Annotated in this window: 20 protein-coding genes; 8 read left to right on the top strand and 12 right to left on the bottom strand. The window is 56.2% G+C overall.

What is annotated here, in order from left to right; genetic code table 11:
• Nucleotides 1-16: 16 nt before the first annotated feature.
• On the top strand, nucleotides 17-2191 hold the full coding sequence (locus KTH07_RS17000) for a YgiQ family radical SAM protein (protein ID WP_045349747.1): 2175 nt from the start codon (nucleotides 17-19) through the stop codon (nucleotides 2189-2191).
• An 86-nt stretch (nucleotides 2192-2277) separates the two neighbouring features.
• Here KTH07_RS17000 and dkgA read toward each other — a convergent pair whose 3' ends face one another.
• Together dkgA and yqhD are read right to left on the bottom strand one after the other, a co-directional pair.
• A complete protein-coding gene (gene dkgA / locus KTH07_RS16995; protein ID WP_003862493.1) occupies nucleotides 2278-3105 on the bottom strand; it encodes a 2,5-didehydrogluconate reductase DkgA in 828 nt (275 codons plus the stop codon).
• 105 nt (nucleotides 3106-3210) lie between these two features.
• Nucleotides 3211-4374 (bottom strand): alcohol dehydrogenase, encoded by a 1164-nt coding sequence (gene yqhD / locus KTH07_RS16990; RefSeq protein WP_032619024.1) that lies wholly within the window; start codon nucleotides 4372-4374, stop codon nucleotides 3211-3213.
• A gap of 195 nt (nucleotides 4375-4569) precedes the next feature.
• Between yqhD and KTH07_RS16985 the strand changes: the two genes are divergently transcribed.
• On the top strand, nucleotides 4570-5469 hold the full coding sequence (locus KTH07_RS16985) for an AraC family transcriptional regulator (protein WP_075606820.1): 900 nt from the start codon (nucleotides 4570-4572) through the stop codon (nucleotides 5467-5469).
• Between the two features lie 45 nt (nucleotides 5470-5514).
• On the opposite strand, the gene yghB is transcribed toward KTH07_RS16985, so the two are convergent.
• Both yghB and metC read right to left on the bottom strand, forming a co-directional pair.
• Nucleotides 5515-6174, bottom strand: a complete 660-nt coding sequence (gene yghB, locus KTH07_RS16980; RefSeq protein WP_032619025.1) for a DedA family general envelope maintenance protein YghB — start codon at nucleotides 6172-6174, stop codon at nucleotides 5515-5517.
• A gap of 142 nt (nucleotides 6175-6316) precedes the next feature.
• On the bottom strand, nucleotides 6317-7504 hold the full coding sequence (gene metC / locus KTH07_RS16975; RefSeq protein WP_015571868.1) for a cystathionine beta-lyase: 1188 nt from the start codon (nucleotides 7502-7504) through the stop codon (nucleotides 6317-6319).
• Between the two features lie 251 nt (nucleotides 7505-7755).
• Here metC and exbB point away from each other — a divergent pair, with 251 nt between their 5' ends.
• Together exbB and exbD are read left to right on the top strand one after the other, a co-directional pair.
• On the top strand, nucleotides 7756-8484 hold the full coding sequence (exbB, locus tag KTH07_RS16970) for a tol-pal system-associated acyl-CoA thioesterase (protein ID WP_063162068.1): 729 nt from the start codon (nucleotides 7756-7758) through the stop codon (nucleotides 8482-8484).
• A gap of 4 nt (nucleotides 8485-8488) precedes the next feature.
• Entirely contained in the window at nucleotides 8489-8914 is a 426-nt protein-coding gene (exbD, locus tag KTH07_RS16965) for a TonB system transport protein ExbD (protein ID WP_001251472.1), read from the top strand.
• Between the two features lie 80 nt (nucleotides 8915-8994).
• On the opposite strand, the gene KTH07_RS16960 is transcribed toward exbD, so the two are convergent.
• Both KTH07_RS16960 and KTH07_RS16955 read right to left on the bottom strand, forming a co-directional pair.
• Nucleotides 8995-9441 (bottom strand): hypothetical protein, encoded by a 447-nt coding sequence (locus KTH07_RS16960; RefSeq protein WP_023304419.1) that lies wholly within the window; start codon nucleotides 9439-9441, stop codon nucleotides 8995-8997.
• Nucleotides 9422-9826, bottom strand: coding sequence for a hypothetical protein (locus KTH07_RS16955; RefSeq protein ID WP_023304418.1), 405 nt, complete (start codon nucleotides 9824-9826; stop codon nucleotides 9422-9424). The genes KTH07_RS16960 and KTH07_RS16955 overlap by 20 nt, the downstream gene beginning before the upstream one ends.
• A 103-nt stretch (nucleotides 9827-9929) precedes the next feature.
• On the opposite strand from KTH07_RS16955, the gene KTH07_RS16950 reads away from it, so the two are divergent.
• Nucleotides 9930-10433 (top strand): ESA_00282 family adhesion-associated protein, encoded by a 504-nt coding sequence (locus tag KTH07_RS16950; protein WP_023295431.1) that lies wholly within the window; start codon nucleotides 9930-9932, stop codon nucleotides 10431-10433.
• Nucleotides 10434-10476: 43 nt separating this feature from the next.
• The gene (locus KTH07_RS16945) at nucleotides 10477-10965 is read left to right on the top strand and encodes a TIGR00645 family protein (protein ID WP_006811956.1); all 489 of its coding nucleotides are present in this window, start codon (nucleotides 10477-10479) and stop codon (nucleotides 10963-10965) included.
• Between the two features lie 72 nt (nucleotides 10966-11037).
• On the opposite strand, the gene KTH07_RS16940 is transcribed toward KTH07_RS16945, so the two are convergent.
• On the bottom strand, nucleotides 11038-12078 hold the full coding sequence (locus KTH07_RS16940) for an aldo/keto reductase (RefSeq protein ID WP_032619028.1): 1041 nt from the start codon (nucleotides 12076-12078) through the stop codon (nucleotides 11038-11040).
• Between the two features lie 151 nt (nucleotides 12079-12229).
• On the opposite strand from KTH07_RS16940, the gene KTH07_RS16935 reads away from it, so the two are divergent.
• Nucleotides 12230-13777 carry a methyl-accepting chemotaxis protein gene (locus KTH07_RS16935; protein ID WP_032619029.1) on the top strand — a complete coding sequence of 516 codons (1548 nt, stop codon included), beginning with the start codon at nucleotides 12230-12232 and terminating at the stop codon, nucleotides 13775-13777.
• Here the strand turns inward: KTH07_RS16935 and fucR are convergent.
• Together fucR and yghU are read right to left on the bottom strand one after the other, a co-directional pair.
• Nucleotides 13767-14528 (bottom strand): L-fucose operon activator, encoded by a 762-nt coding sequence (gene fucR / locus KTH07_RS16930; protein ID WP_023304417.1) that lies wholly within the window; start codon nucleotides 14526-14528, stop codon nucleotides 13767-13769. The genes KTH07_RS16935 and fucR overlap by 11 nt on opposite strands.
• A gap of 76 nt (nucleotides 14529-14604) precedes the next feature.
• The gene (gene yghU, locus KTH07_RS16925) at nucleotides 14605-15471 is read right to left on the bottom strand and encodes a glutathione-dependent disulfide-bond oxidoreductase (RefSeq protein WP_003862465.1); all 867 of its coding nucleotides are present in this window, start codon (nucleotides 15469-15471) and stop codon (nucleotides 14605-14607) included.
• 183 nt (nucleotides 15472-15654) lie between these two features.
• On the opposite strand from yghU, the gene gss reads away from it, so the two are divergent.
• Nucleotides 15655-17517 carry a bifunctional glutathionylspermidine amidase/synthase gene (gene gss, locus KTH07_RS16920; protein WP_217310799.1) on the top strand — a complete coding sequence of 621 codons (1863 nt, stop codon included), beginning with the start codon at nucleotides 15655-15657 and terminating at the stop codon, nucleotides 17515-17517.
• A 52-nt stretch (nucleotides 17518-17569) separates the two neighbouring features.
• Here gss and pgaD read toward each other — a convergent pair whose 3' ends face one another.
• The 3 genes from pgaD to pgaB are packed head-to-tail and all read right to left on the bottom strand — an operon-like array spanning nucleotide 17570 to nucleotide 21262.
• A complete protein-coding gene (gene pgaD, locus KTH07_RS16915) occupies nucleotides 17570-18004 on the bottom strand; it encodes a poly-beta-1,6-N-acetyl-D-glucosamine biosynthesis protein PgaD (protein ID WP_015571861.1) in 435 nt (144 codons plus the stop codon).
• Nucleotides 18001-19332 carry a poly-beta-1,6-N-acetyl-D-glucosamine synthase gene (gene pgaC / locus KTH07_RS16910; protein ID WP_032619030.1) on the bottom strand — a complete coding sequence of 444 codons (1332 nt, stop codon included), beginning with the start codon at nucleotides 19330-19332 and terminating at the stop codon, nucleotides 18001-18003. The genes pgaD and pgaC overlap by 4 nt, the downstream gene beginning before the upstream one ends.
• Nucleotides 19325-21262: a poly-beta-1,6-N-acetyl-D-glucosamine N-deacetylase PgaB gene (gene pgaB / locus KTH07_RS16905; protein WP_032619031.1), complete on the bottom strand. Its 1938-nt coding sequence runs from the start codon at nucleotides 21260-21262 to the stop codon at nucleotides 19325-19327. Before pgaB ends, pgaC begins: the two co-directional genes overlap by 8 nt.
• Nucleotides 21263-21267: the final 5 nt, after the last annotated feature.

Below are 21267 nucleotides of genomic sequence, written 5' to 3'. Positions count from 1 at the left end.
TTTCTTCGGAAGCATTATGAGCGCTATTTCCCTGATCCAGCCGGATCGCGACCTCTTCTCCTGGCCCCAGTACTGGGCAGCCTGCTTTGGACCGGCGCCGTTCCTGCCGATGTCCCGGGAAGAGATGGATCAACTGGGCTGGGACAGCTGCGATATCATTCTGGTGACGGGCGATGCGTATGTCGATCACCCGAGCTTTGGCATGGCGATCTGTGGCCGTATGCTTGAAGCCCAGGGCTTCCGCGTGGGGATCATCTCCCAGCCTGACTGGAACAGCAAAGACGACTTTATGCGTCTGGGCAAGCCTAACCTGTTCTTCGGCGTGACCGCGGGCAACATGGACTCGATGATCAACCGCTATACCGCCGACCGTAAGCTGCGCCATGACGACGCTTACACGGCTGACAACGTGGCGGGTAAACGTCCCGATCGCGCGACCCTCGTCTACACCCAGCGATGCAAAGAAGCATGGAAAGACGTGCCGGTGATCCTGGGCGGCATCGAGGCGAGCCTGCGCCGCACCGCACACTACGACTACTGGTCTGATACCGTGCGCCGTTCGGTGCTGGTGGATTCGAAAGCCGACATGCTGATCTTCGGCAACGGCGAGCGTCCGCTGGTGGAGGTGGCGCATCGCCTGGCGCAGGGTGAACCGGTCAGCGAGATCCGCGACGTGCGCAACACCGCGATCATGGTGAAAGAGGCGCTGCCGGGCTGGAGCGGGGTGGATTCCCGCATTATCGATATGCCGGGCAAAATCGACCCTATCCCACATCCGTACGGTGACGATCTACCGTGCGCGGATAACAAACCGGTTGAGCCGAAGAAAGCGGAAGCAAAGGCCGTGGTGGTGCAGCCGCCGCGTCCGAAGCCGTGGGAAAAAACCTATGTGCTGCTGCCGTCTTACGAAAAAGTAAAAAGCGATAAAGTACTCTACGCCCACGCATCGCGCATCTTACACCATGAAACCAACCCCGGCTGCGCGCGCGCTCTGATGCAAAAGCACGGCGAGCGCTATATCTGGGTTAACCCACCGGCGATCCCGCTCTCTACCGAAGAGATGGACAGCGTCTTTGCTCTGCCGTACAAGCGTGTGCCGCATCCGTCATATGGCAACAGCCGTATTCCGGCGTACGAGATGATCCGTTTCTCGGTCAACATCATGCGCGGCTGCTTCGGCGGGTGCTCATTCTGTTCGATCACCGAACACGAAGGCCGTATTATTCAGAGCCGTTCCGAAGAGTCGATTGTTAACGAGATCGAAGCGATTCGCGACACGGTGCCGGGCTTTACCGGCGTGATCTCCGATCTGGGTGGTCCAACGGCCAACATGTACATGCTGCGCTGTAAATCGCCGCGCGCCGAGCAGACCTGCCGTCGTCTCTCCTGCGTCTATCCGAGCATTTGCGAGCATATGGACACCAACCACGAGCCGACTATCAATCTTTACCGTCGCGCCCGTGACCTGAAAGGCATCAAGAAGATCCTGATCGCCTCCGGCGTGCGTTACGACATTGCGGTGGAAGATCCGCGCTACATCAAAGAGCTGGCGACGCACCACGTTGGCGGTTATCTGAAGATCGCCCCGGAGCACACCGAAGAAGGCCCGCTGTCCAAAATGATGAAGCCGGGCATGGGCAGCTATGACCGCTTTAAACAGCTGTTTGATACCTATTCAAAACAGGCGGGGAAAGAGCAGTATCTGATCCCATACTTCATCTCCGCACACCCCGGCACCCGTGATGAAGACATGGTGAATCTGGCGCTGTGGCTGAAGCAGCGTCGATTCCGTCTGGATCAGGTGCAGAACTTCTACCCGTCGCCGCTCGCCAACTCGACGACCATGTATTACACCGGCAAAAACCCGCTGAGTAAGATTGGTTATAAGAGCGAAGACGTGGTGGTGCCGAAAGGGGATAAACAGCGCCGTCTGCATAAAGCGCTGCTGCGCTATCACGATCCGAAAAACTGGCCGCTGATCCGTCAGGCGCTGGAAGAGATGGGGAAAAAGCACCTGATCGGCTCGCGTCGTGATTGCCTGGTGCCAGCGCCAACGCTGGAAGAGATGCGCGAAGCGCGCCGCCAGAACCGCAACACGCGCCCGGCGCTGACCAAACACACGCCTATTGAGCATCAGCGTTCGAACGGTGTTGCGGGAACGAAGAAGAACGTAAAACGTAAGACCGGTTAAACCTGTAACAATGCCCGGTGGCGCTGCGCTTACCGGGCCTACAGGTCTAACCCTCTCCCCTCCGGGGAGAGGGCAGGGTGAGGGGATCACCCGCCAAACTGATCCGGGTCCGGCCCAAGCCGTTTGCCCTGATCCAGCTTCGCAATTTCACCCAGCTCGTCTTTATCCAGGCGGAAATCCCAGACGTCGAAGTTCTCGGCGATACGCGATGGCGTGACCGATTTCGGGATCACCACCAGACCGCTATCCAGATGCCAGCGAATGACGATCTGCGCCGGGGTTTTACCGTACTTATCCGCCAGTTCACGGATGATTTTCTGGTCAAACACCCCTTCGCCGCCCTGAGCCAACGGGCTCCAGGATTCGGTCTGGATCTTGTGCGTGGCGTTCCATGAATGAAGCTGGCGCTGCTGCATCAGCGGATGCAGCTCAATCTGGTTAATCACCGGCGCGACGCCCGTTTCATCAATCAGGCGTTGCAGATGATGAACCTGGAAATTACAGACGCCGATGCTTTTTATCAGCCCCTCTTTTTGCAGTTCAATCATCCCTTTCCAGGCATCAACGTAATGGTCGATAGCCGGTACCGGCCAGTGCATGAGATAAAGATCGACGAAATCGAGCTGGAGTTTCTCCAGACTCTCCTGCAACGCTTCGCGGGGACGCTTTTGATCGTCGTTCCACAGCTTGGTGGTGATGAAAAGCTCATCCCGGGGAACGCCGGCGCTGGCAAGCGCTTTTCCCACGCCGTCCTCGTTTTTATAGGCGGCGGCGGTATCGATGGACCGATAGCCGACTTCCAGGGCTTTATGAATGGCGGAGACGACCTCGTCGTTACCGGCTTTCCATACACCTAGCCCCAGCTGGGGCATCACGTTGCCGTCCTGTAGCTTGATTACGGTTTGGTTTGCCATTTTTCCTCCTTCAGGTGCTCATCGCCGGAGGGAACCTCCGACGATGTGATGTGCATTAAGTCTGGACGAAATGTCAAAAAACGAAAGTCAGGATCCTAAAAACGCTTAGCGTGCCGCTTCGTAAATACGACGGCTGACGTCCAGGGTGATGTCGCCATGCTCGCCGATCTGCGTCATACCGTGTGCTTCCAGTTTCGCCAGCAGGGCAGGGATGGAGCTGCCGTCCAGGCCGTAGCCAGAGAGACGCGTTGGCACGCCCAGGCTTTCAAAGAAGTGACGGGTGGCTTCAATCGCGGCATCAATACGCGCATCGTCGGAACCGTCGGTGATGTTCCACACGCGTTCGGCGTACTGGAGCAGTTTGGCGCGTTTAGCGTCACGTTTTTCGTTCCACAGCGCAGGCAGAACCACCGCCAGCGTCTGGGCGTGATCCAGGCCGTGCATCGCCGTTAGCTCGTGGCCGAGCATATGGGTAGCCCAGTCCTGCGGCACGCCTGCGCCGATCAGGCCGTTCAGCGCCTGGGTGGCAGCCCACATCACGTTGGCACGCACGTCGTAATTTTCAGGCTCTTTCAGCGCTTTTGGACCTTCTTCAATCAGCGTCAGCAGAATGCCTTCCGCGAAACGATCCTGAATTTTGGCGTTTACCGGGTAAGTAACGTACTGCTCAACGGTGTGAACAAAGGCGTCGACCACGCCGTTCGCCACCTGACGCGCAGGCAGGGTATAGGTGTAAACCGGATCGAGGATCGCGAACACGGGCTGAACGTGTTCGTTCATAAAGGCCTGCTTGTCACCGGTGGTTTTACGGGAGATGACCGCGCCTTTGTTGGACTCTGATCCGGTGGCCGGCAGCGTCAGCACGGAGCCCATCGGGATCGCACTGCTGATGTCGCTGCCGCCCGTTTCCAGAATATGCCACGGGTCGATGTCGTCAGCGTAATGGGCCGCCGCCGCGATGAATTTGGTGCCGTCCAGCACGGAACCGCCGCCCACCGCCAGCAGGAAGGTAATTTGCTCCTCACGGGCGATTTTTACCGCGTTCATCAGCGTTTCATAAGACGGGTTAGGCTCGATACCGCCGAACTCGCGCACGTTCAGTCCGTCCAGGGCGCTGTAAACCTGATCCAGCACGCCGGTTTTTTTCACGCTGCCGCCACCGTAGGTGATCAGCACGCGGGCGTCAGCGGGGATTTGCGCGCGCAGGTCGGCGATGGCGTCTTTACCAAACAGAATGCGGGTTGGGGTATGAAGATTAAAGTTGTTCATGGCTTGTTCCCTGTAGTGGGTAAAAAATCGTGGTGGCGCAGAAGGCAACCTGATGCTGCTCATTGTGGCGGGCAGGCGCTATCCTCTCAATGCACATTCCTGCCGATGTCTTGCCCATTTCTACAGCGCGCTGGAGAAACGGTAAGAAAATGCGCACACTGTCAGCGTCGGAAACCGTACCCGGAGTAACTGAAAATGAACCGTGATGCCATCTGCCGCCAGCTAACGTCGCAGATTAAAAGACTGATAGATAACGGAAATGATTCGGCTGAGCTGTTGCCGGATATCCGATTGCTGTACGGTACCCAGCCCGGGACGCGCACCCCGGTGATGTATCAGCCCGGCATCGTGTTTCTCTTTTCTGGCCATAAGATTGGCTATATCAATGAGCGCGTGTTCCGTTACGACACCAATGAATATCTGCTTCTGACAGTACCTTTACCCTTCGAATGTGAAACTTTCGCGACAGAGGAGGTACCGCTGGCCGGGATCCGCGTCAACGTCGACATCCTCCAGTTGCAGGAGCTGCTGATGGAGATTGGGGAGGACGAACTTTTCCGGCCGTCAATGGCGGCAAGCGGTATCAACTCCGCGACCCTGTCGGAGGAAATTCTCTGCGCGATTGAACGCCTGTTAGACGTGATGGAAAGGCCGCTGGATGCGCGTATTCTCGGAAAACAGATTATCCGCGAAATTCTTTACCATGTGCTGCTGGGACCGGGCGGCGGGGCGCTGCTGGCGCTGGTAAGCCGGCAAACGCACTTCAGCCTGATTAGCCGCGTGCTGAAGCGCATCGAGAGCCAGTACACGGAAAACCTCAGCGTTGACCAGCTGGCGGCGGAAGCCAATATGAGCGTCTCGGCGTTTCACCATAACTTTAAATCTGTCACCAGCACGTCACCGTTGCAGTACCTCAAAACCTACCGTCTGCATAAGGCGCGGATGCTGATGATCCACGATGGCATGAAGGCCAGCGCCGCGGCGATGCGGGTCGGGTATGAAAGCGCGTCGCAGTTTAATCGGGAGTTTAAGCGCTACTTCGGCGTCACGCCGGGGGAAGATGCGTCACGTATAAGAACCATGCAGGGAGCCTGAGGGGAAACGGAGGCCGGGTAAGCGGTAGCGCCACCCGGCTTTTATTTATGCGCTGCAATACTTTTTCTTAATCACCACCGCAATGGTACCCACCAGCCCTGCAACCAGCAGGAAAATCGGCAGGATCATCAGGAAGGTCATCACCTGGTCTTCATGGCGCTTAACAAAGGGGATCATATTCAGCGCGTAGCCGAGCGTGGTGACCACGCCTACCCAGAGCAGGGCGCTCAGCCAGTTGAAGAACTGGAAGCGGCGGTTAGAGAGGCCTGAAATACCCGCCATGGTAGGCAACAGGGTACGAACAAACGCCAGAAAACGCCCGGCAAGTAACGCCAGCAGGCCGTGACGGTCAAACATGCAGGTCGCGCGCTGGTGATATTTATGCGGCAGCTGCGCCAGCCAGCCTTTCACCACGCGAGTGTTTCCAAGCCAGCGCCCTTGCAGGTAGCTCAGCCAACAGCCGAGACTGGCCGCAGAGATGAGGATCACCATTGTCGGTGCGAAGTCCATCACGCCCTTGCCGATTAACGCCCCTGCGAGCAGGAGCAGGCTGTCACCGGGTAAAAATGAGGCTGGCAGTAATCCATTTTCCAGAAACAGCGTCGCGAACATCACGAAATAGACAATCCCGACGACATGCGGGTCCGCCAGCGCGGCAAAATCGTGTTGCCAGAGCGCCGTGATGATATTTTGAATAACAGCCATGGACTTTCCTGTGGAACAGCAGATATAACGCTATTGTACTCCCAATTTTGCCTGTCGGGGTTGATCGCAGGCGCATCTCATACAGACTTTTCTGCTTGCGGTGTTCAGAATAGCGTCCGGGGAGTACATTTCAGCCAGCACTTTACACGATGCGCTCAAATCCTGCCGATAAATCCGCAATTAAATCGTCCACATTTTCCAGCCCGATATGCAGGCGGATTAAGGTCCCCTCGAAGTCCACCTCGCCGCCCGGGCGCAGGGCCGCAATCTGCTCCGGCTGGTTGGGCAGGATCAGCGATTCAAACCCACCCCATGAATAGGCCATGCTGAAGAGGGTAAAGTTATCCAGATAGCTTGCCAGTTCGGCGTCATTCAGGCGCTTTTTAAGAACAAATGAGAACAACCCGCTGCTGCCCGTAAAGTCACGTTGCCAGTATTCGTGGCCCTTGCTGCCCGGCAGCGCCGGATGGTTAACGCGCTCCACCTGCGGATGCAGCGCCAGCCACTGTGCAATTTGCAGGCTGCTTTCGTGATGCTGACGCAAACGCACACCGAGCGTACGGATGCCCCGGCTGGTCATGTAGGCGGTATCGGCATCCACCATCTGGCCCATCAGGTAGGCGTTTTCACGCAATTGATCCCAGCAGCGGGCGTTAGATACCGCCGTACCGATCATGCCGTCGGAATGGCCAATCAGGTATTTGGTCGCCGCCTGAATGGAGATATCGATGTCAAATTCCAGGGCTTTAAACAGCACACCTGCCGCCCAGGTGTTGTCGATCATGATGATCGCTTCCGGCGCTATGCTGCGCACCGCCTTCACGATGGCCGGGACGTCATGCACTTCCATGGTGATGGAGCCGGGAGATTCCAGGAACACAACGCGCGTGTTGGGCTGAATAAGCGCGGCAATACCGGCCCCAATCAGCGGATCGAACCAGCTGGTGGTGACGCCGAGCTTGCTGAGTATTTTGGTGCAGAAGTCCTGGCTTGGCTCGTAGGCGGTATTGGTCATCAGGACGTGGTCACCCTGTTCCACAAACGCCAGAATGGTATTGGCGACCGCCGCCGCGCCGCACGGGAACAGCGCGCAGCCCGCGCCGCCCTCCAGTTCACACATGGCTTCCTGCAACGAGAAATGGGTTAACGTGCCACGACGACCGTAAAACAGCCCGCCCTTCGCGCGATTACGCGTAGCGATTTTTTTATCTTCAACGGTATCAAACACCAGCGAGGAGGCGCGCTGGATCACGCTGTTGACCGAGCCCTGCGTGTATTTCTTACTGCGTCCTGCCTGCACCAGCGTGGTCTCAAGCTGCTTTTTAGTCATGTTCGCTAACCCTATTTTTATACGTCTGGACGTCCAGACTACCACGATTGTCAGAATGTGCATCCGGATGCTTATCGAATAAGCAGAAAATATTATCAAAAATTCGCATAAGAAATTTTTACTGCGTAAGCGCAAGGAAAGTGAGCGAAAATTACGGCACTATGTAAATACTAATGAGAACTACTATCAATTCGACGACGTTTTGATATTATTACGTTCAGATTTTGTGATTTGCGTCCTGGAGATACAGAGTGGGTAATAATTTGATGCAGACGGATCTCTCCGTTTGGGGCATGTATCAACATGCTGACATCGTAGTTAAGATTGTGATGATCGGCCTGATTCTGGCGTCCGTGATCACCTGGGCTATCTTCTTCAGCAAGAGCGCCGAACTTCTTTCACAAAAACGCCGCCTCAAGCGTGAGCAGAAGCAGCTGGCGGAAGCCCGCTCTCTGGATCAGGCTTCTGATATCACCTCATCCTTCCATGCGAAAAGCCTGACTACCCTGTTAGTGAACGAAGCGCAGAACGAGCTGGAACTCTCCGCAGGCAGTGAAGATGACGAAGGCATTAAAGAGCGTACCGGCTTCCGTCTGGAGCGTCGCGTTGCGGCCGTGGGTCGTCATATGGGCCGCGGTAACGGCTACCTGGCGACTATCGGCGCCATCTCCCCGTTCGTCGGCCTGTTCGGTACCGTCTGGGGCATCATGAACAGCTTTATCGGTATCGCCCAGACGCAGACCACTAACCTTGCGGTCGTCGCGCCGGGTATCGCAGAAGCGCTGCTGGCCACGGCTATCGGTCTGGTTGCCGCTATCCCGGCGGTTGTTATCTATAACATCTTCGCGCGCATGATTGGCAGTTACAAAGCCACACTGGGTGACGTTGCCGCGCAGGTTCTGCTGCTGCAAAGCCGCGATCTGGACCTGAACGCCGCCGTTAAACCGGTACATGCGGCGTCCAAACTGCGCGTAGGTTGATTGTATGGCAATGCGTCTTAATGAAAATCTGGACGATAACGGTGAAATGCATGAGATCAACGTGACGCCGTTTATCGACGTCATGCTGGTTCTGCTGATTATCTTTATGGTTGCCGCACCGCTGGCGACGGTGGACGTGAAGGTGAATCTGCCTGCGTCCTCCAGCCAGCCGCAGCCGCGTCCGGAAAAGCCTATTTACCTGTCCGTGAAGGCCGATAAGTCCATGTTCCTGGGCAACGATCCGGTAACGGATGCCTCGGTTATTCCGGCGCTGGACCAGCTGACCGGCGGCAAGAAAGACACCACCGTCTTCTTCCGCGCGGATAAAACCGTCGATTATGAAACCATGATGAAGGTAATGGACACGCTGCATCAGGCGGGATACCTGAAGATTGGTCTGGTCGGCGAAGAGAAAGCGGCCGCGAAGTAAAACGAAAGCTTTTGCAGCCTTCCCTGCCGGGTGGCGGCGTCGCCTTACCCGGCCTGCATTCCGCAACAATCATTGTTGACTCACACTGAAGGCGCCGTCGGCGCCTCTTCATCAAGCGCTACACAGGTCACGTTTGAAGTTCGGTAATGACCTTCCGAGAGTTTACGGGTCAGGCGCAGGGTGGCTGTCTCGCGTGCCAGCAGGTACTGATAGTTCGCCTCCAGTCGCCCGAGGATCTTCTCTTTAAGCTCAGGGCGCTGTTCAATAATGGCGTTCATCACCGCGCCGTAAATCTCCTCCTTGGCCTGCAAGGCGTAAATCTCCCGACGATTCTGCCATTTCAGGCGCACCAGCGTGGCCGGAATCGAAACCAAATCCTGCGTAATTCGCGTCATCTCGTCATTTTTTATCTTTTTCAGGGCGTCGAGATTCTGCTTTAAGATAAATTCATCGCTTTTCTTATCATCTAAAGTCAAATAAACGTTATTACCGCTGTCATCATTCACGTTAATCTTCCCCCAGGTCATAAAAAATGGGATTGTTTTTTTCACGCGTAATTAAATTAAGCCAAATTTCATTGCCGGCCTCATTTATTTGCTGCGTTTTCTCGGTCATTATTTGACTTAGCGTCTGGGCATCTATTTCCCCTTCGGCCTGTAAATCATTTAGTAGATGAACTAAGGCTTCAATCTTGATGGCGCGAAATAAACGCTCTTTTAAATGGCGATCGTGCTCTTCCAGCACCATATTACGGGATTTGCCGGTGCGTGAAACACCAATTAATATGTCGGCTTCATAGTCGGAGAGTTTTCTTTTTCCTTGAGTGAAATTCGCCTCTTTATCTGCTTCCGTCGAAGGCTGTTCCACAGGCGTAATGTGGTACTTTGCCGGGACAAGATTGTCGGGCAGCATTTTAATTTCCTTTAATTTCAAAAAAGGTGGGGATGGAAAAAGGGTGAGATTCGTTGACAATAACATGAGGCAATTTTAAAATCAAAAAAAATGGAGCCTACCCATGAACAGCATTTTCTTTACGGTCATAACGTTACTATTACTGACCGCTGGCGTGCTTTTATTGATGCAAGAGTTAAATAAAACGAAAGCGTCAAAAGACGTCAGTGAACCGCCGCAGCCTGAATTGATGTCGAAAGAGGAGGGGGAAGATCATTTCTCCGTATTGATGAACGCCGTGACGCCGGTCTGGTACTGGCGGGTAAATCACGAATATATCGATTTTCTCCATGCGACAATTAAGCGAATGAAAATGGCTGAAATTAATGATACGCCCGGCCTGTTCGACGCGCAGCGCCGTTGTAGCGACCTTAATTCGGCGGTTTATAAATATTACGACAATATCAAAAAACGCTGTCTGAATGGCGAGAAGGTGTCGTACTCCGATTTAGACGTATTAAATCTGCGCCAGTGTTTTCGCGAGTTTAGCCTGGAAGCCTACCCGGAACTGGTCGCGCTGGTCTGGCCGGAGTATGCGCGTCCGGATGTGGATCCCAACGAGGTATAGTTGAGATATACTGAGCGCTGGTTTCGTTTGCAGACAGGATTTTATGGAACGCTTCTTTGAAAACGCAATGTATGCCTCTCGCTGGCTGCTCGCACCCGTCTATTTTGGTCTCTCCCTGGCGCTGGTCGCCCTGACGATCAAGTTCTTCCAGGAGATATTTCATGTCCTGCCAAACATTTTCTCCGTGGCAGAAGCCGATTTGATTCTGGTTCTGCTGTCGCTGGTGGATATGACGTTGGTGGGGGGATTACTGGTGATGGTGATGTTCTCCGGTTATGAGAATTTCGTCTCTCAGCTTGATATCGCCGAGCACAAAGAAAAGCTCAACTGGCTGGGGAAAATGGATGCCTCATCGCTGAAGAATAAAGTCGCGGCGTCGATTGTGGCGATTTCGTCTATACACCTGTTACGCGTCTTTATGGACGCGAAAAACGTCCCGGATAATAAGCTGATGTGGTATGTGATTATCCACCTGACGTTTGTGCTGTCGGCGTTTGTGATGGGGTATCTGGATAAGATCAGTAAGAAATAAATTCACCATGCCCCTCACCCTAACCCTCTCCCTGTGGGAGAGGGCCGGGGTGAGGGCAGCAGGCCGCACTATTTATTTATCCGACGACGCCTGCCACAAATTCAGCTCACCATCCGCAACGTGCTGGTCAATCCGCGTCAGTTCATCTTCGCTAAAGCGCAGGTTATTCAGCGCCTGAACGTTCTCTTCCAGCTGCTCCGGGCGGCTCGCGCCAATCAGCACTGAGGTTACACGCTCATCTTTCAACAGCCAGCTTAGCGCCATCTGCCCCATCGTCTGCCCGCGCGCGTGCGCCATCTCGTTCAGCAAACGAAGGCTGCTCAGGTTGGCTTCCGTCAGCATTTTCTCCGTCAGGCCGCGCACTTTTTTCCCTTCGCGTTGCATACGTGAACCGTCCGGAATACCGTTCAGGTATTTTCCGGTGAGCAGGCCCTGCGCCAGCGGGGTAAAGGCGATACAGCCCGTTCCGTTTTTCTCCAGCGCGTCCAGCAGGCCGGTCTTGTCGACCCAGCGGTTAAGCAGGTTGTAAGACGGCTGGTGGATCAAAAGCGGGATCTTCCACTCGCGCAGCAATTCGGCCATTACCGCCGTGCGTTCCGTGGAGTAGGACGAAATGCCGACGTACAGCGCTTTTCCGCTCTGCACCGCGTGCGCCAGCGCGGCGGCGGTCTCTTCCATCGGCGTGTTTTCGTCTACGCGGTGAGAATAGAAAATATCCACATACTCCACACCCATGCGTTTCAGGCTCTGGTCGAGGCTGGCGAGCAGGTATTTACGTGAACCGCCCGAACCATACGGCCCTGGCCACATGTCGTAGCCCGCTTTGGTGGAGATGATCAGCTCGTCACGATACCCGGCAAAATCCTCCCGCAGCAGACGGCCAAAATTCTCTTCAGCGCTGCCTGGTGGGGGGCCGTAGTTGTTGGCAAGGTCAAAATGGGTAATCCCGAGATCGAAGGCCTTACGCAGCAGCGCGCGCTGGGAATCGAGCGGCTGAACGTGACCGAAGCTGTGCCACAGGCCTAGCGACAGTGCCGGTAAGCGCAGGCCGCTTTTGCCGCAGTATCGGTACTGCATGTTTTCGTATCGGCCAGTGTAAGGGTGCCAGGACATGATGTCTCCTTTCTTGTCGGTGAATTTTCGAAACAACGTTTTCATTCTATGCCGACTCGATAACAAAAAAGTATATTTTCTGCGGTATCTGCCGATAAAGAGGGTAGTACTCGCCTCTGGGCGAATTCACCCTCACGGCAATGAATACTCAATGAAGATGCTTCGTAATTTCACCATCCGTTTCGTCATGCTGACGATACTGGGGATCTTTTGTGTCATGTGGGCAGGCGTGGGGCTTTACAGCACCTGGTCTCTGTCTCGTGTTTCTGATGGTAATGATGTTGACCGCCAGCTGGTCCGGCAAATGACGGTGCTGAGCCAGGGCAACGATCAGTATTTCCGTTTCGTCACCCGCCTGAGCCGGGCGATGGAAGTCAAAGCGGCGGGCGGCACGCCGGACCTGGCTCCTGCTCAGCAGGCGCTGGATAACATGAGTAAAAAGCTGGCAGAGATGAAAGCTATCTCTCCGGGCCCGATGGATGAAAAGGTGTCTGCGCAGGTGATTTCCACCTGGCAGGCGCTGCTCGATCGTGGCGTGACGCCGCAGATGGCGCAGGCGAAGCAGGCGACGCTCGAAGGCTATCGTCAGCATGCCAACAACGTCACGCCGCCGCTAAGCCGTGCATTCGGGTCAGCGGCTGAGAACTTTAACAACACCGCGGCGAAGGCGCTCGACAGCACGCGCGTGGTGGTCGACGGCCTCACCAGTATGATCCGGACGGTGATTATCACCGCCACGATCGTGGGTCTGTTGATCCTGCTGTTCACCGACCGCTACCTGGTGGCGATACTGGTAAAACCGCTGGATCGTATCCGTCAGCAGTTCCGCCAGATTGCGCAGGGCGATCTCAGCCAGCCGATTGAATCCTTTGGCCGCAACTGCGTGGGGCAACTGGTGCCGCTGCTGAGCGCCATGCAGGACAGCCTGCGGGAAGCGGTCAGCACGATTCGTTCCGGCAGCGAGAATATCTGGCGCGGGGCAACGGAGATCTCCAGCGGGAATAACGATCTCTCTTCGCGTACCGAAGAGCAGGCCGCCGCGCTGGAAGAGACCGCGGCCAGCATGGAGCAGCTAACCGCAACGGTGAAGCTGAACGCCGAAAGCGCGCGCCAGGCCAGCCAGCTTGCGGATGTCGCCTCCAGTACGGCCAGCCGCGGCGGCTCGCTGGTGGAAGATGTGGTCACAACCATGAGCGGCATTTCGGACAGCTCGAAAAAAATCGCTGAAATCACTACCGTCATCAACAGCATCGCCTTCCAGACCAATATTCTGGCGCTGAACGCCGCGGTGGAAGCGGCCCGGGCCGGGGAGCAGGGGCGGGGCTTTGCGGTCGTGGCGGGTGAGGTGCGTAATCTGGCCAGTCGCAGCGCGAATGCGGCAAAAGAGATCGAAGGGTTGATTGCAGATTCCGTTGCCCGCGTGGAGCAGGGGGCGCAGCTGGTGAACGATACCGGCACCACGATGGAAGCGATCCTGCGCGACGTGACGGAAGTGACCGTCATTATGAAGCAGATCGCCACCGCGTCAGAGGAGCAGAGCAAAGGTATTTCTCAGGTCGGCGTTGCCATCACGCAGATGGACGGCGTGACCCAGCAGAACGCCTCGCTGGTGGAGCAGGTTTCCGCCGCCGCCGCCGCACTTGAACGGCAGACCGAAGAACTCCAGCGCTCAGTGCAGAAATTCCGTCTCACCGCGTAACCTCTCGTGTCAGGCCGTCTCTGGCGGCCTGACGTTTATCGCTCTGAATAATCTGTGTCACCTGCGACAGCTGACCAATTTTCACTTCACTTGCCCGCATAAATTTACTTTTGTCGATCAGCAGCAGCGACTGGCTGGCGCGGTTTAACAGCAGCGCCTTAAAGCCCGCGTTGTGCTCGGACGGATCCCAAAGGACGCCATGCTCATCGACCCCTTCACACGAGAAGATGAACAGATCGATCTCCAGCCCTTTTAGCTGCGTCACCAGCGCCGGATTAACATAGCAGCGATACTTACGCTCAAGCGTTCCGCCGGAGCAGATAAGCGTGATCCGCTCGCGCTTTGCCATCTCGTGGCAGATAGGCAGACTATTGGTAAATACGGTGAGGTCGATGTCCGGCAACTGGCGCGCCAGATGAAAGCAGGTTGAGCTGGCGTCGAGGGCGATGGTCATCCCTTCGCTGATCCAGCCCAGCGCGTGGCGGGCAATATCGGCTTTGTCGGCATAATGGCTTTTCAGGCGTGCGCCAAAGGGTTCACCGCTGTCGCGGCTGTCCGGATGAATCAGACGCGCGCGCCCGTGCTGGCGCAGCAGCTTCCCCTGCTGCTGCAACGACTTCAGATCCCGGCGGATGGTCTCTTTGCTGACGGAGAGCTTTTCAGCCAGCACATCGGTAGTCAGCCAGTCGCTTTGACTCAGCAAGGTGATAAGACTCTGCTGTCGGGTCGCTTTTAGCGTCTGGTCTGACATACGAGGCTCCTTGCGCACGCGTGCTGACGCATTTTTCTCATCGCGGAAGAAGGGCGGCGAACCGCCCGGTCATGGATCAACCCTGACGTTTATCTTCCGTCTGGGTATCGAAGTCGCTTGCTGAATGACGCTCATGTAACTGCTCGTTCAGCTCGCCGTTGGTACGGTTAACAATGCGCCCGCGTTTAACAGCCGGACGATTCGCCACATCTTTTGCCCAGCGCTGCACGTTGGTGTACTTCCCGGCATCCAGGAACTCGGCGGCGTTATACACGCTGCCCAGCGCCACGCAGCCAAACCATGGCCAGACTGCCATATCCGCAATGGTATATTCCTCACCCGCTACGTAACGACCGCGCGCCAGCTGTTTGTCCAGCACGTCGAACAGGCGTTTAGCTTCCATGGTGAAGCGATCGATAGCGTACTCAATCTTCACCGGTGCGTAGTTATAGAAGTGGCCAAAACCGCCGCCGAGGAACGGGGCCGCGCCCTGTAACCAGAACAGCCAGTTCAGGGTTTCCGTTCGTCCTGCCGGATCTTTTGGCAGGAAGTGACCAAATTTCTCGGCCAGGTAGAGCAGGATATTGCCGGATTCAAAGACGCGCGTCGGCGGGGTGGTGGAGTGGTCACGCAGGGCCGGGATCTTCGAGTTCGGGTTCACGTCGACAAAACCGCTGGAGAACTGATCGCCCTCACCAATGCGGATTAACCATGCGTCGTATTCCGCGCCCGTCACGCCCAGCGCCAGCAGCTCTTCCAGCATGATGGTAACTTTCTGTCCATTCGGCGTACCGAGAGAGTACAGCTGGAGCGGGTGCGCGCCCACAGGTAGCTCTTTCTCGTGCGTCGCGCCCGAGACGGGACGGTTGATATTGGCGAACGCGCCGCCGTTATTCTGTTTCCATTCCCACACTTTCGGTGGCTGATAGGTGTTATCTGACATGTTGGCCTGCCTTTTTGGTGTTGTGTTGAGGCAGTGTAGCAGGAGATGCAGGAACCGTTTAACGATGCGAGCGTAATGGGCAGGGCGGGTGTATGATAACGCCACCTCTGTCAGTTAATTACAACGTGCAGACGACGACAACCCAACAAAAAAATTGCCGCCTGCCTGTTTTAGGTTGGACACATGCGTAAAGGAACGTTAAGCAGTGACGCACCCTTCGGGACGTTATTAGGTTATGCGCCGGGTGGCGTGGCGATTTACTCTTCAAATTACGGCAGTCTCGATCCGCGTCACTACCCGGAAGACGCGGAATTCCGCAGCTATATCGGCAACGAATACATGGGCCATAAATGGCAGTGCGTTGAGTTTGCGCGCCGTTTCCTGTTTCTCAATCACGGGTTTGTTTTTACCGACGTCGGGATGGCGTGGGAGATCTTCTCCCTGCGTTTTTTGCGCCAGGTGGTAAACGACAATATTTTGCCGCTACAGGCCTTTGCTAATGGCTCAAAACGCGCGCCGCAGTCCGGTGCGCTGCTCATCTGGCAAAAGGGCGGTGAGTTTCATGAAACCGGCCACGTCGCCGTCATTACCCAGCTGCTGGATGACAGAGTGCGCATTGCCGAGCAGAACGTTATTCACTCCCCGCTGCCGATGGGGCAGCAGTGGACGCGCGAGCTGCGTCTGAGCGTGGAGGACGGTTGCTATACGCTTCATGACACGTTCAACGATACCGAGATCCTCGGCTGGATGATCCAGACGGAGGAGACGGAACACAGTATTCCTCAGCCGGAGATCGACGGTGAACTGCTGAAAATCAGCGGCGCGCGATTGAAGAACAACCGTCAGTTCGACGGAAAATGGCTCAATGAAAACGACGCCCTGCAACAGGCGTACGTTCGCGCCAACGGCCACGTTATCAACAACGATCCCTGCCAGTACTTCACCATTACCGAAAGCGCCGAGCAGGAGCTGATCAAAGCCACCAACGAACTGCATCTGATGTACCTTCATGCCACCGACAAGGTGCTGAAAGACGACAGCTTACTCGCGCTTTTCGACATCCCGAAAATTCTCTGGCCGCGTCTGCGCCTTTCCTGGCAGTGGCGTCGTCACCATATGATCACCGGTCGTATGGATTTCTGCATGGATGAACGCGGCATCAAGGTTTACGAGTACAACGCGGATTCCGCCTCCTGCCATACCGAGGGCGGGCTCATTCTTGAAGAGTGGGTGAAAAACGGCTATCGCGGCACCGGCCACAATCCGGCGGAAGGCTTGCTGGAGGAGCTGACCGGCGCATGGAAGCACAGCCACGCGCGGCCGTTCGTCCATATCATGCAGGACAACGATATCGAAGAGGATTACCACGCGCTCTTTATTCAGCGCTCGCTGATCCAGGCCGGGTTTGAAACCAAAATCCTGCATGGACTGGGGGCGCTGAGCTGGGATGCCGCCGGGCAACTGATTGATGATGAAGGCCGTCACGTCAACTGCGTATGGAAAACCTGGGCGTGGGAAACGGCGATTGAGCAGATCCGCGAGGTGAGCGAAACCGAGTACGCCGCCGTGCCTATCCGCACCGGTCACCCGCAAGGTGAAGTGCGCCTGATTGACGTCCTGCTGCGCCCGGAAGTGCTGGTCTTTGAACCGCTGTGGACGGTGATCCCAGGTAACAAGGCGATCCTGCCGGTGCTGTGGCAGCTGTTCCCGAACCACCGTTACCTGCTGGATACCGATTTTGAGGTCAACGATCTGCTCAAACGGACCGGTTATGCCGTTAAACCGATCGCCGGACGCTGCGGGAGCAATATCGATCTGATCGGCGCCCAGGACGAACTGCTGGACCAGTCCAGCGGCAAGTTTGTTGACCGCAAAAATATCTACCAGCAGCTATGGTGCCTGCCGAAAGTTGACGGCAGATACATTCAGGTCTGCACTTTTACCGTGGGCGGGAACTATGGCGGAACCTGTCTGCGCGGGGATGACTCGCTGGTGGTGAAGAAAGAGAGCGATATTGAACCGCTGATTGTGGTGAAAGATAAATAACGTCTCCCTGTTATAAAAACGCCCCCGCAGGGCATGTTGCGGGGGCGTTTCATTACTGCTCTTCCTCTTCCTGCTGCTCGCTGATCTTCAAATCAATGATCCGGCCAATCTGGTCATGGTAAACCGTCAGCAGGTTGTACTGGCTCATCTCGGACATAATTTGCGGCGTGACGTTAAAACTTTGGGCAAGCTCGTCATGGCGCAACATTTCCGGATGACGCCGCCTCACATGCGCGCGGCGGCGATTGTACTGATACCACAGGATCAGCAGCCAGCCGTTGAACGCCGCAATCAGCAGATAGACCAGCACCGTATTAAAAGAGGCGATAATCACGCTCCAGCGGTGATCGCCCTCCTCGGTTAACTGCATCCACAGCCTGGCGTAAAGGAAAAACAGGAATCCTCCCCAGGCTATCAGCGTTAATGCGGCATCGAAAAGACGCGGTGCCAGCCGATGTTCAGTCAAAATTAACGTATTCTCGTTCATTGAATGCTCCCTTTACCCCGGTCCGGACTGATCCAGCGCGCGCGGGCGCGTTTACGTTTAAGCATGACTTTCGGAAATGCCACGAGGGTGGTAAACAGGCCAATCATCCAGTACACCATCGGGAACCAGATTACCCAGAACAGCGAGCCTGCCACTTTCCGCTCGTAGCGCCGCTCGATATACAAACTGACGAGGAATTGCAGCAGGCACATCACGCCCAGCAGCAGCCCGGTAAACGCCGGGGGAAACAGGCTCGCAACGGCCAGGTTCGCGGGAAGAGGGATAATATGGCTGAGAATGAACAACACCACGGTTGCCCCATAGGCAAACGCCCACAGCGTTGATAGCGCGTACTCAAGAAACAGGGGCCACATGCGATGATGCTCCCAGCGGACCATCTTGCGCAGGTTAACCAGAAACACCTCTGCCCCCCCCTGCGCCCAGCGCAGACGCTGTTTCCACAGCCCCTTTAGCGTCTCCGGCATCAGGATCCAGCACAGTGCCCGCGGCTCGAAAAAGATATCCCAGTGGCGAAGCTGAAGCTTCCAGCTTATGTCGATATCCTCTGTGATCATGTCCGGGCTCCAGTACCCGACATCCGCCAGCGCCTGTCGGCGAAAGGCGGCGATGACGCCGGCGACGGTAAAGACCCGGCCATAGATCCGCTGCGTTCGCTTGATAAGGCCAATAATGGAAGAAAACTCGCCCACCTGAATGCGGCCAATCAGCGTTGAGCGCGTGCGAATACGCGGATTCCCGGTGACGGCCCCAACGTGGGGATACTGAATCAGCGGTGCCACCAGATACGCCGCGGTGTCGCGGTCGAGCAGGGCGTCGCCGTCAATGCAGACCAGCAAATCGCCCCGGGCCGCCGCAGCGCCGGCCTTGAGCGCCACGGCTTTCCCCTGGTTCTCCGCGAGATTAATCACCCGCAGGCGCGGTTGCTCTCGCGCCAGCTGTTGCAGTACCTCCGCCGTGTTATCAGAAGAACCGTCATTGATGGCGATAACTTCCACATTCCAGTACCGCTGACCCAGCGCGGCGCTAATGGTCTCCCGTGCGTTGCGTTCCTCATTGAAGCAGGGAATAAGAATCGAGATTAACGGCTCACCGGCTAAGGCGGGGGCGGGTGTTGCGTTATCCCACGACCAGTGCCGTTCAAGCTGAAACCAGAAATAGAGGCCGCCGGTTACCCAGAGCACGGACATAAAAAGCGGCCAGAAAAAGACAAAGTCCAGAATCAGTTCGCCGGTAAATAGCGCGGCTACGCCTAACGGCAACCCGAATACCAGACACAAAATAGAGAAGGCGATAATGCGATCAGTCATTGTCAGGATACCAGTACGAAGAAAATTCAGGTCTGATACGTGAAATATCAGGTTGGTTGTTGAGGAAGTCGTCGGGGTAATAACCGTAATTTTTGATGCCATTCAGCTGGAGCACCCGCATCCACTCCATCAGACGTTCATCGGCTACGGCACGCTGCGGTTTCTGTGCCCAGTCCCTGGCCTGTAGCTCAAAAATCGTTTTATTCAGCGCGCCGGGGCGTGCGGCGACGGCTTTGACTAAACGCGTCAGCCAGGCATTGCTCTCTTCTGCCGGGACGGACTCCATCAGCGGCATTGCCATCGGCACCGTCCAGTCGTAGGCCGCCAGAAAATCATCGAGATTTTGCGCAAACCATGCCTCGCTTTCCGGCTCGAGAATGGGCAACGCGAACATGTTCCGCGCGGTTTTGATCTGCGGGCCACGGATGTTTTTCACCGCCTGGCTCAGGGTGCGGGTAAAGCCGATAAGTCGCTGACTCTTCTGTCGGGTCGTGTCCTGTCCGGCATCGTCAACGTCCGTCAGCACCGCGTCGTCATGAAATAAGATGCCATTGAAGCTGGCATAGCGGGCCAGATCTTCATAGATCTCCGTCACCTGCTGGCGAACCTGCGGACTCCAGGGGGAGAGCCTGATATAGGGCTCGGCGGCCACGGTCAACTCTCCCGTTTGACGATCCCGGCGCTGCACGCGCGGCAAGGCTGGACTGAGATCGAAAGAGAGAACCGGCATCCACGCGAAGACTTTCACTCCCGCGCGGGTTTGTAGCTGCCAGGCGACAAAATTAAAGAGATCGGCCCGGACCGGAAGCCGGCGGTTGGGGAAATAGAGCGCATCGATCCTGCCGTCGCCCCGCGGATCCGAAAACGCCTGGAGAAACACATGGCTGATTTTCATGTCGTAGACCCGCTGGACGAGTTTGTTGATGTTTTTCGTCTGCTGGGCCGGATCGGGATCGTAGACGTAATCGAGATCGACATGCATGACGCGCACCGGGTCAAACTCCTGAACGCGGCTAACCGTGTTGGCAAAGGTTTTTATCGACGGATTTCCGGCGATCAGCAGGCGCGGGATGTTGCCGAGGTCGCGCACGTTTCCCAGCCCGTCCTCCAGGGTAAAGGCCAACTGATAGCCCTGTTTTTGGGCGATAGCGAGCGACGTACCGTTGGCAGCCCCATAGGGCCACACCCAGGCACGCGGCGCTTTTCCCGTCACCTGGGTGATTTTATCGGTGACTTTGCGTACGTCTGCGGCGATCCGCTGGTTGAAGTGTTCATCGGTTTCGTAATGCCCCGTCGCGTTATCATAAAAACGGCTGGCGATGGCGGGTTCACGGCTTCCCTGCGGGTTGGCCGGAATGCCGTAATGCGAGGCCCAGGTATGCGAGCCAATCTCAATCAGCGGGGACTGGCTGAGCTCGCGAACCATATCCCAGGTGGCAAAGCGATCGCGGGGCGTCATCAGACCGCCGAAGTTAACTTTTTGATTTGCCGGCGTATCCACCCAACTGCCCACCGGCGCCCACAGCGCAGGAACGTTCCAGGCCTGAAGCAGAGGCCAGACCCGGGTGTAAAAGCTGCTGTAGCCGTCGTCAAAGCTGAGCAAAACGGCTTTCGGCGGCAGCGCTTTTTTCCCTTCATGCGCATCCAGAATGTCCTGCACGCTGATGGCGTGATAGCCGTTGTGCAAAAGCCAGCTTATCTGCTCGTTTAACGCGCTGGTGCGAACGGAGAGGTAGCGCTGATCGGCGGCATCATCTTCAACGTCGTGGTAGGCCAGGACCAGAAACTGATTCTCCGGCCAGGGTTTGCTGGCCTCCAGCTGCGGCCTCTTTTCAGGGGCCATAAAGGAGAGCGGCTGCGCGCAGAGGCTCGCGCTGAGGCAGAGCCAGCCGATGACGATCAGGCTTACAGAAAAACGTGTGTTCAGCATATTCA

The sequence above is a fragment of the Enterobacter cloacae complex sp. ECL72 genome (assembly GCF_019056635.1).
Classification (GTDB): Bacteria; Pseudomonadota; Gammaproteobacteria; order Enterobacterales; family Enterobacteriaceae; genus Enterobacter; species Enterobacter hormaechei_C.
This window is presented reverse-complemented; position numbering and strand designations above follow the sequence as displayed.

What these genes read in the sequence shown, in the direction of transcription:
- KTH07_RS16935 (WP_032619029.1), top strand. Translation starts at nt 12,230, where the DNA reads ATGAAGATGCTTCGTAATTTCACCATCCGTTTCGTCATGCTGACGATA.
- KTH07_RS16955 (WP_023304418.1), bottom strand. Translation starts at nt 9,826, where the DNA reads ATGCTGCCCGACAATCTTGTCCCGGCAAAGTACCACATTACGCCTGTG.
- KTH07_RS16945 (WP_006811956.1), top strand. Translation starts at nt 10,477, where the DNA reads ATGGAACGCTTCTTTGAAAACGCAATGTATGCCTCTCGCTGGCTGCTC.
- pgaC (WP_032619030.1), bottom strand. Translation starts at nt 19,332, where the DNA reads ATGACTGATCGCATTATCGCCTTCTCTATTTTGTGTCTGGTATTCGGG.
- exbD (WP_001251472.1), top strand. Translation starts at nt 8,489, where the DNA reads ATGGCAATGCGTCTTAATGAAAATCTGGACGATAACGGTGAAATGCAT.
- pgaD (WP_015571861.1), bottom strand. Translation starts at nt 18,004, where the DNA reads ATGAACGAGAATACGTTAATTTTGACTGAACATCGGCTGGCACCGCGT.
- yqhD (WP_032619024.1), bottom strand. Translation starts at nt 4,374, where the DNA reads ATGAACAACTTTAATCTTCATACCCCAACCCGCATTCTGTTTGGTAAA.
- pgaB (WP_032619031.1), bottom strand. Translation starts at nt 21,262, where the DNA reads ATGCTGAACACACGTTTTTCTGTAAGCCTGATCGTCATCGGCTGGCTC.
- KTH07_RS16950 (WP_023295431.1), top strand. Translation starts at nt 9,930, where the DNA reads ATGAACAGCATTTTCTTTACGGTCATAACGTTACTATTACTGACCGCT.
- metC (WP_015571868.1), bottom strand. Translation starts at nt 7,504, where the DNA reads ATGACTAAAAAGCAGCTTGAGACCACGCTGGTGCAGGCAGGACGCAGT.
- dkgA (WP_003862493.1), bottom strand. Translation starts at nt 3,105, where the DNA reads ATGGCAAACCAAACCGTAATCAAGCTACAGGACGGCAACGTGATGCCC.
- KTH07_RS16985 (WP_075606820.1), top strand. Translation starts at nt 4,570, where the DNA reads ATGAACCGTGATGCCATCTGCCGCCAGCTAACGTCGCAGATTAAAAGA.
- KTH07_RS17000 (WP_045349747.1), top strand. Translation starts at nt 17, where the DNA reads ATGAGCGCTATTTCCCTGATCCAGCCGGATCGCGACCTCTTCTCCTGG.
- KTH07_RS16940 (WP_032619028.1), bottom strand. Translation starts at nt 12,078, where the DNA reads ATGTCCTGGCACCCTTACACTGGCCGATACGAAAACATGCAGTACCGA.
- yghB (WP_032619025.1), bottom strand. Translation starts at nt 6,174, where the DNA reads ATGGCTGTTATTCAAAATATCATCACGGCGCTCTGGCAACACGATTTT.
- yghU (WP_003862465.1), bottom strand. Translation starts at nt 15,471, where the DNA reads ATGTCAGATAACACCTATCAGCCACCGAAAGTGTGGGAATGGAAACAG.
- fucR (WP_023304417.1), bottom strand. Translation starts at nt 14,528, where the DNA reads ATGTCAGACCAGACGCTAAAAGCGACCCGACAGCAGAGTCTTATCACC.
- gss (WP_217310799.1), top strand. Translation starts at nt 15,655, where the DNA reads ATGCGTAAAGGAACGTTAAGCAGTGACGCACCCTTCGGGACGTTATTA.
- KTH07_RS16960 (WP_023304419.1), bottom strand. Translation starts at nt 9,441, where the DNA reads ATGACCTGGGGGAAGATTAACGTGAATGATGACAGCGGTAATAACGTT.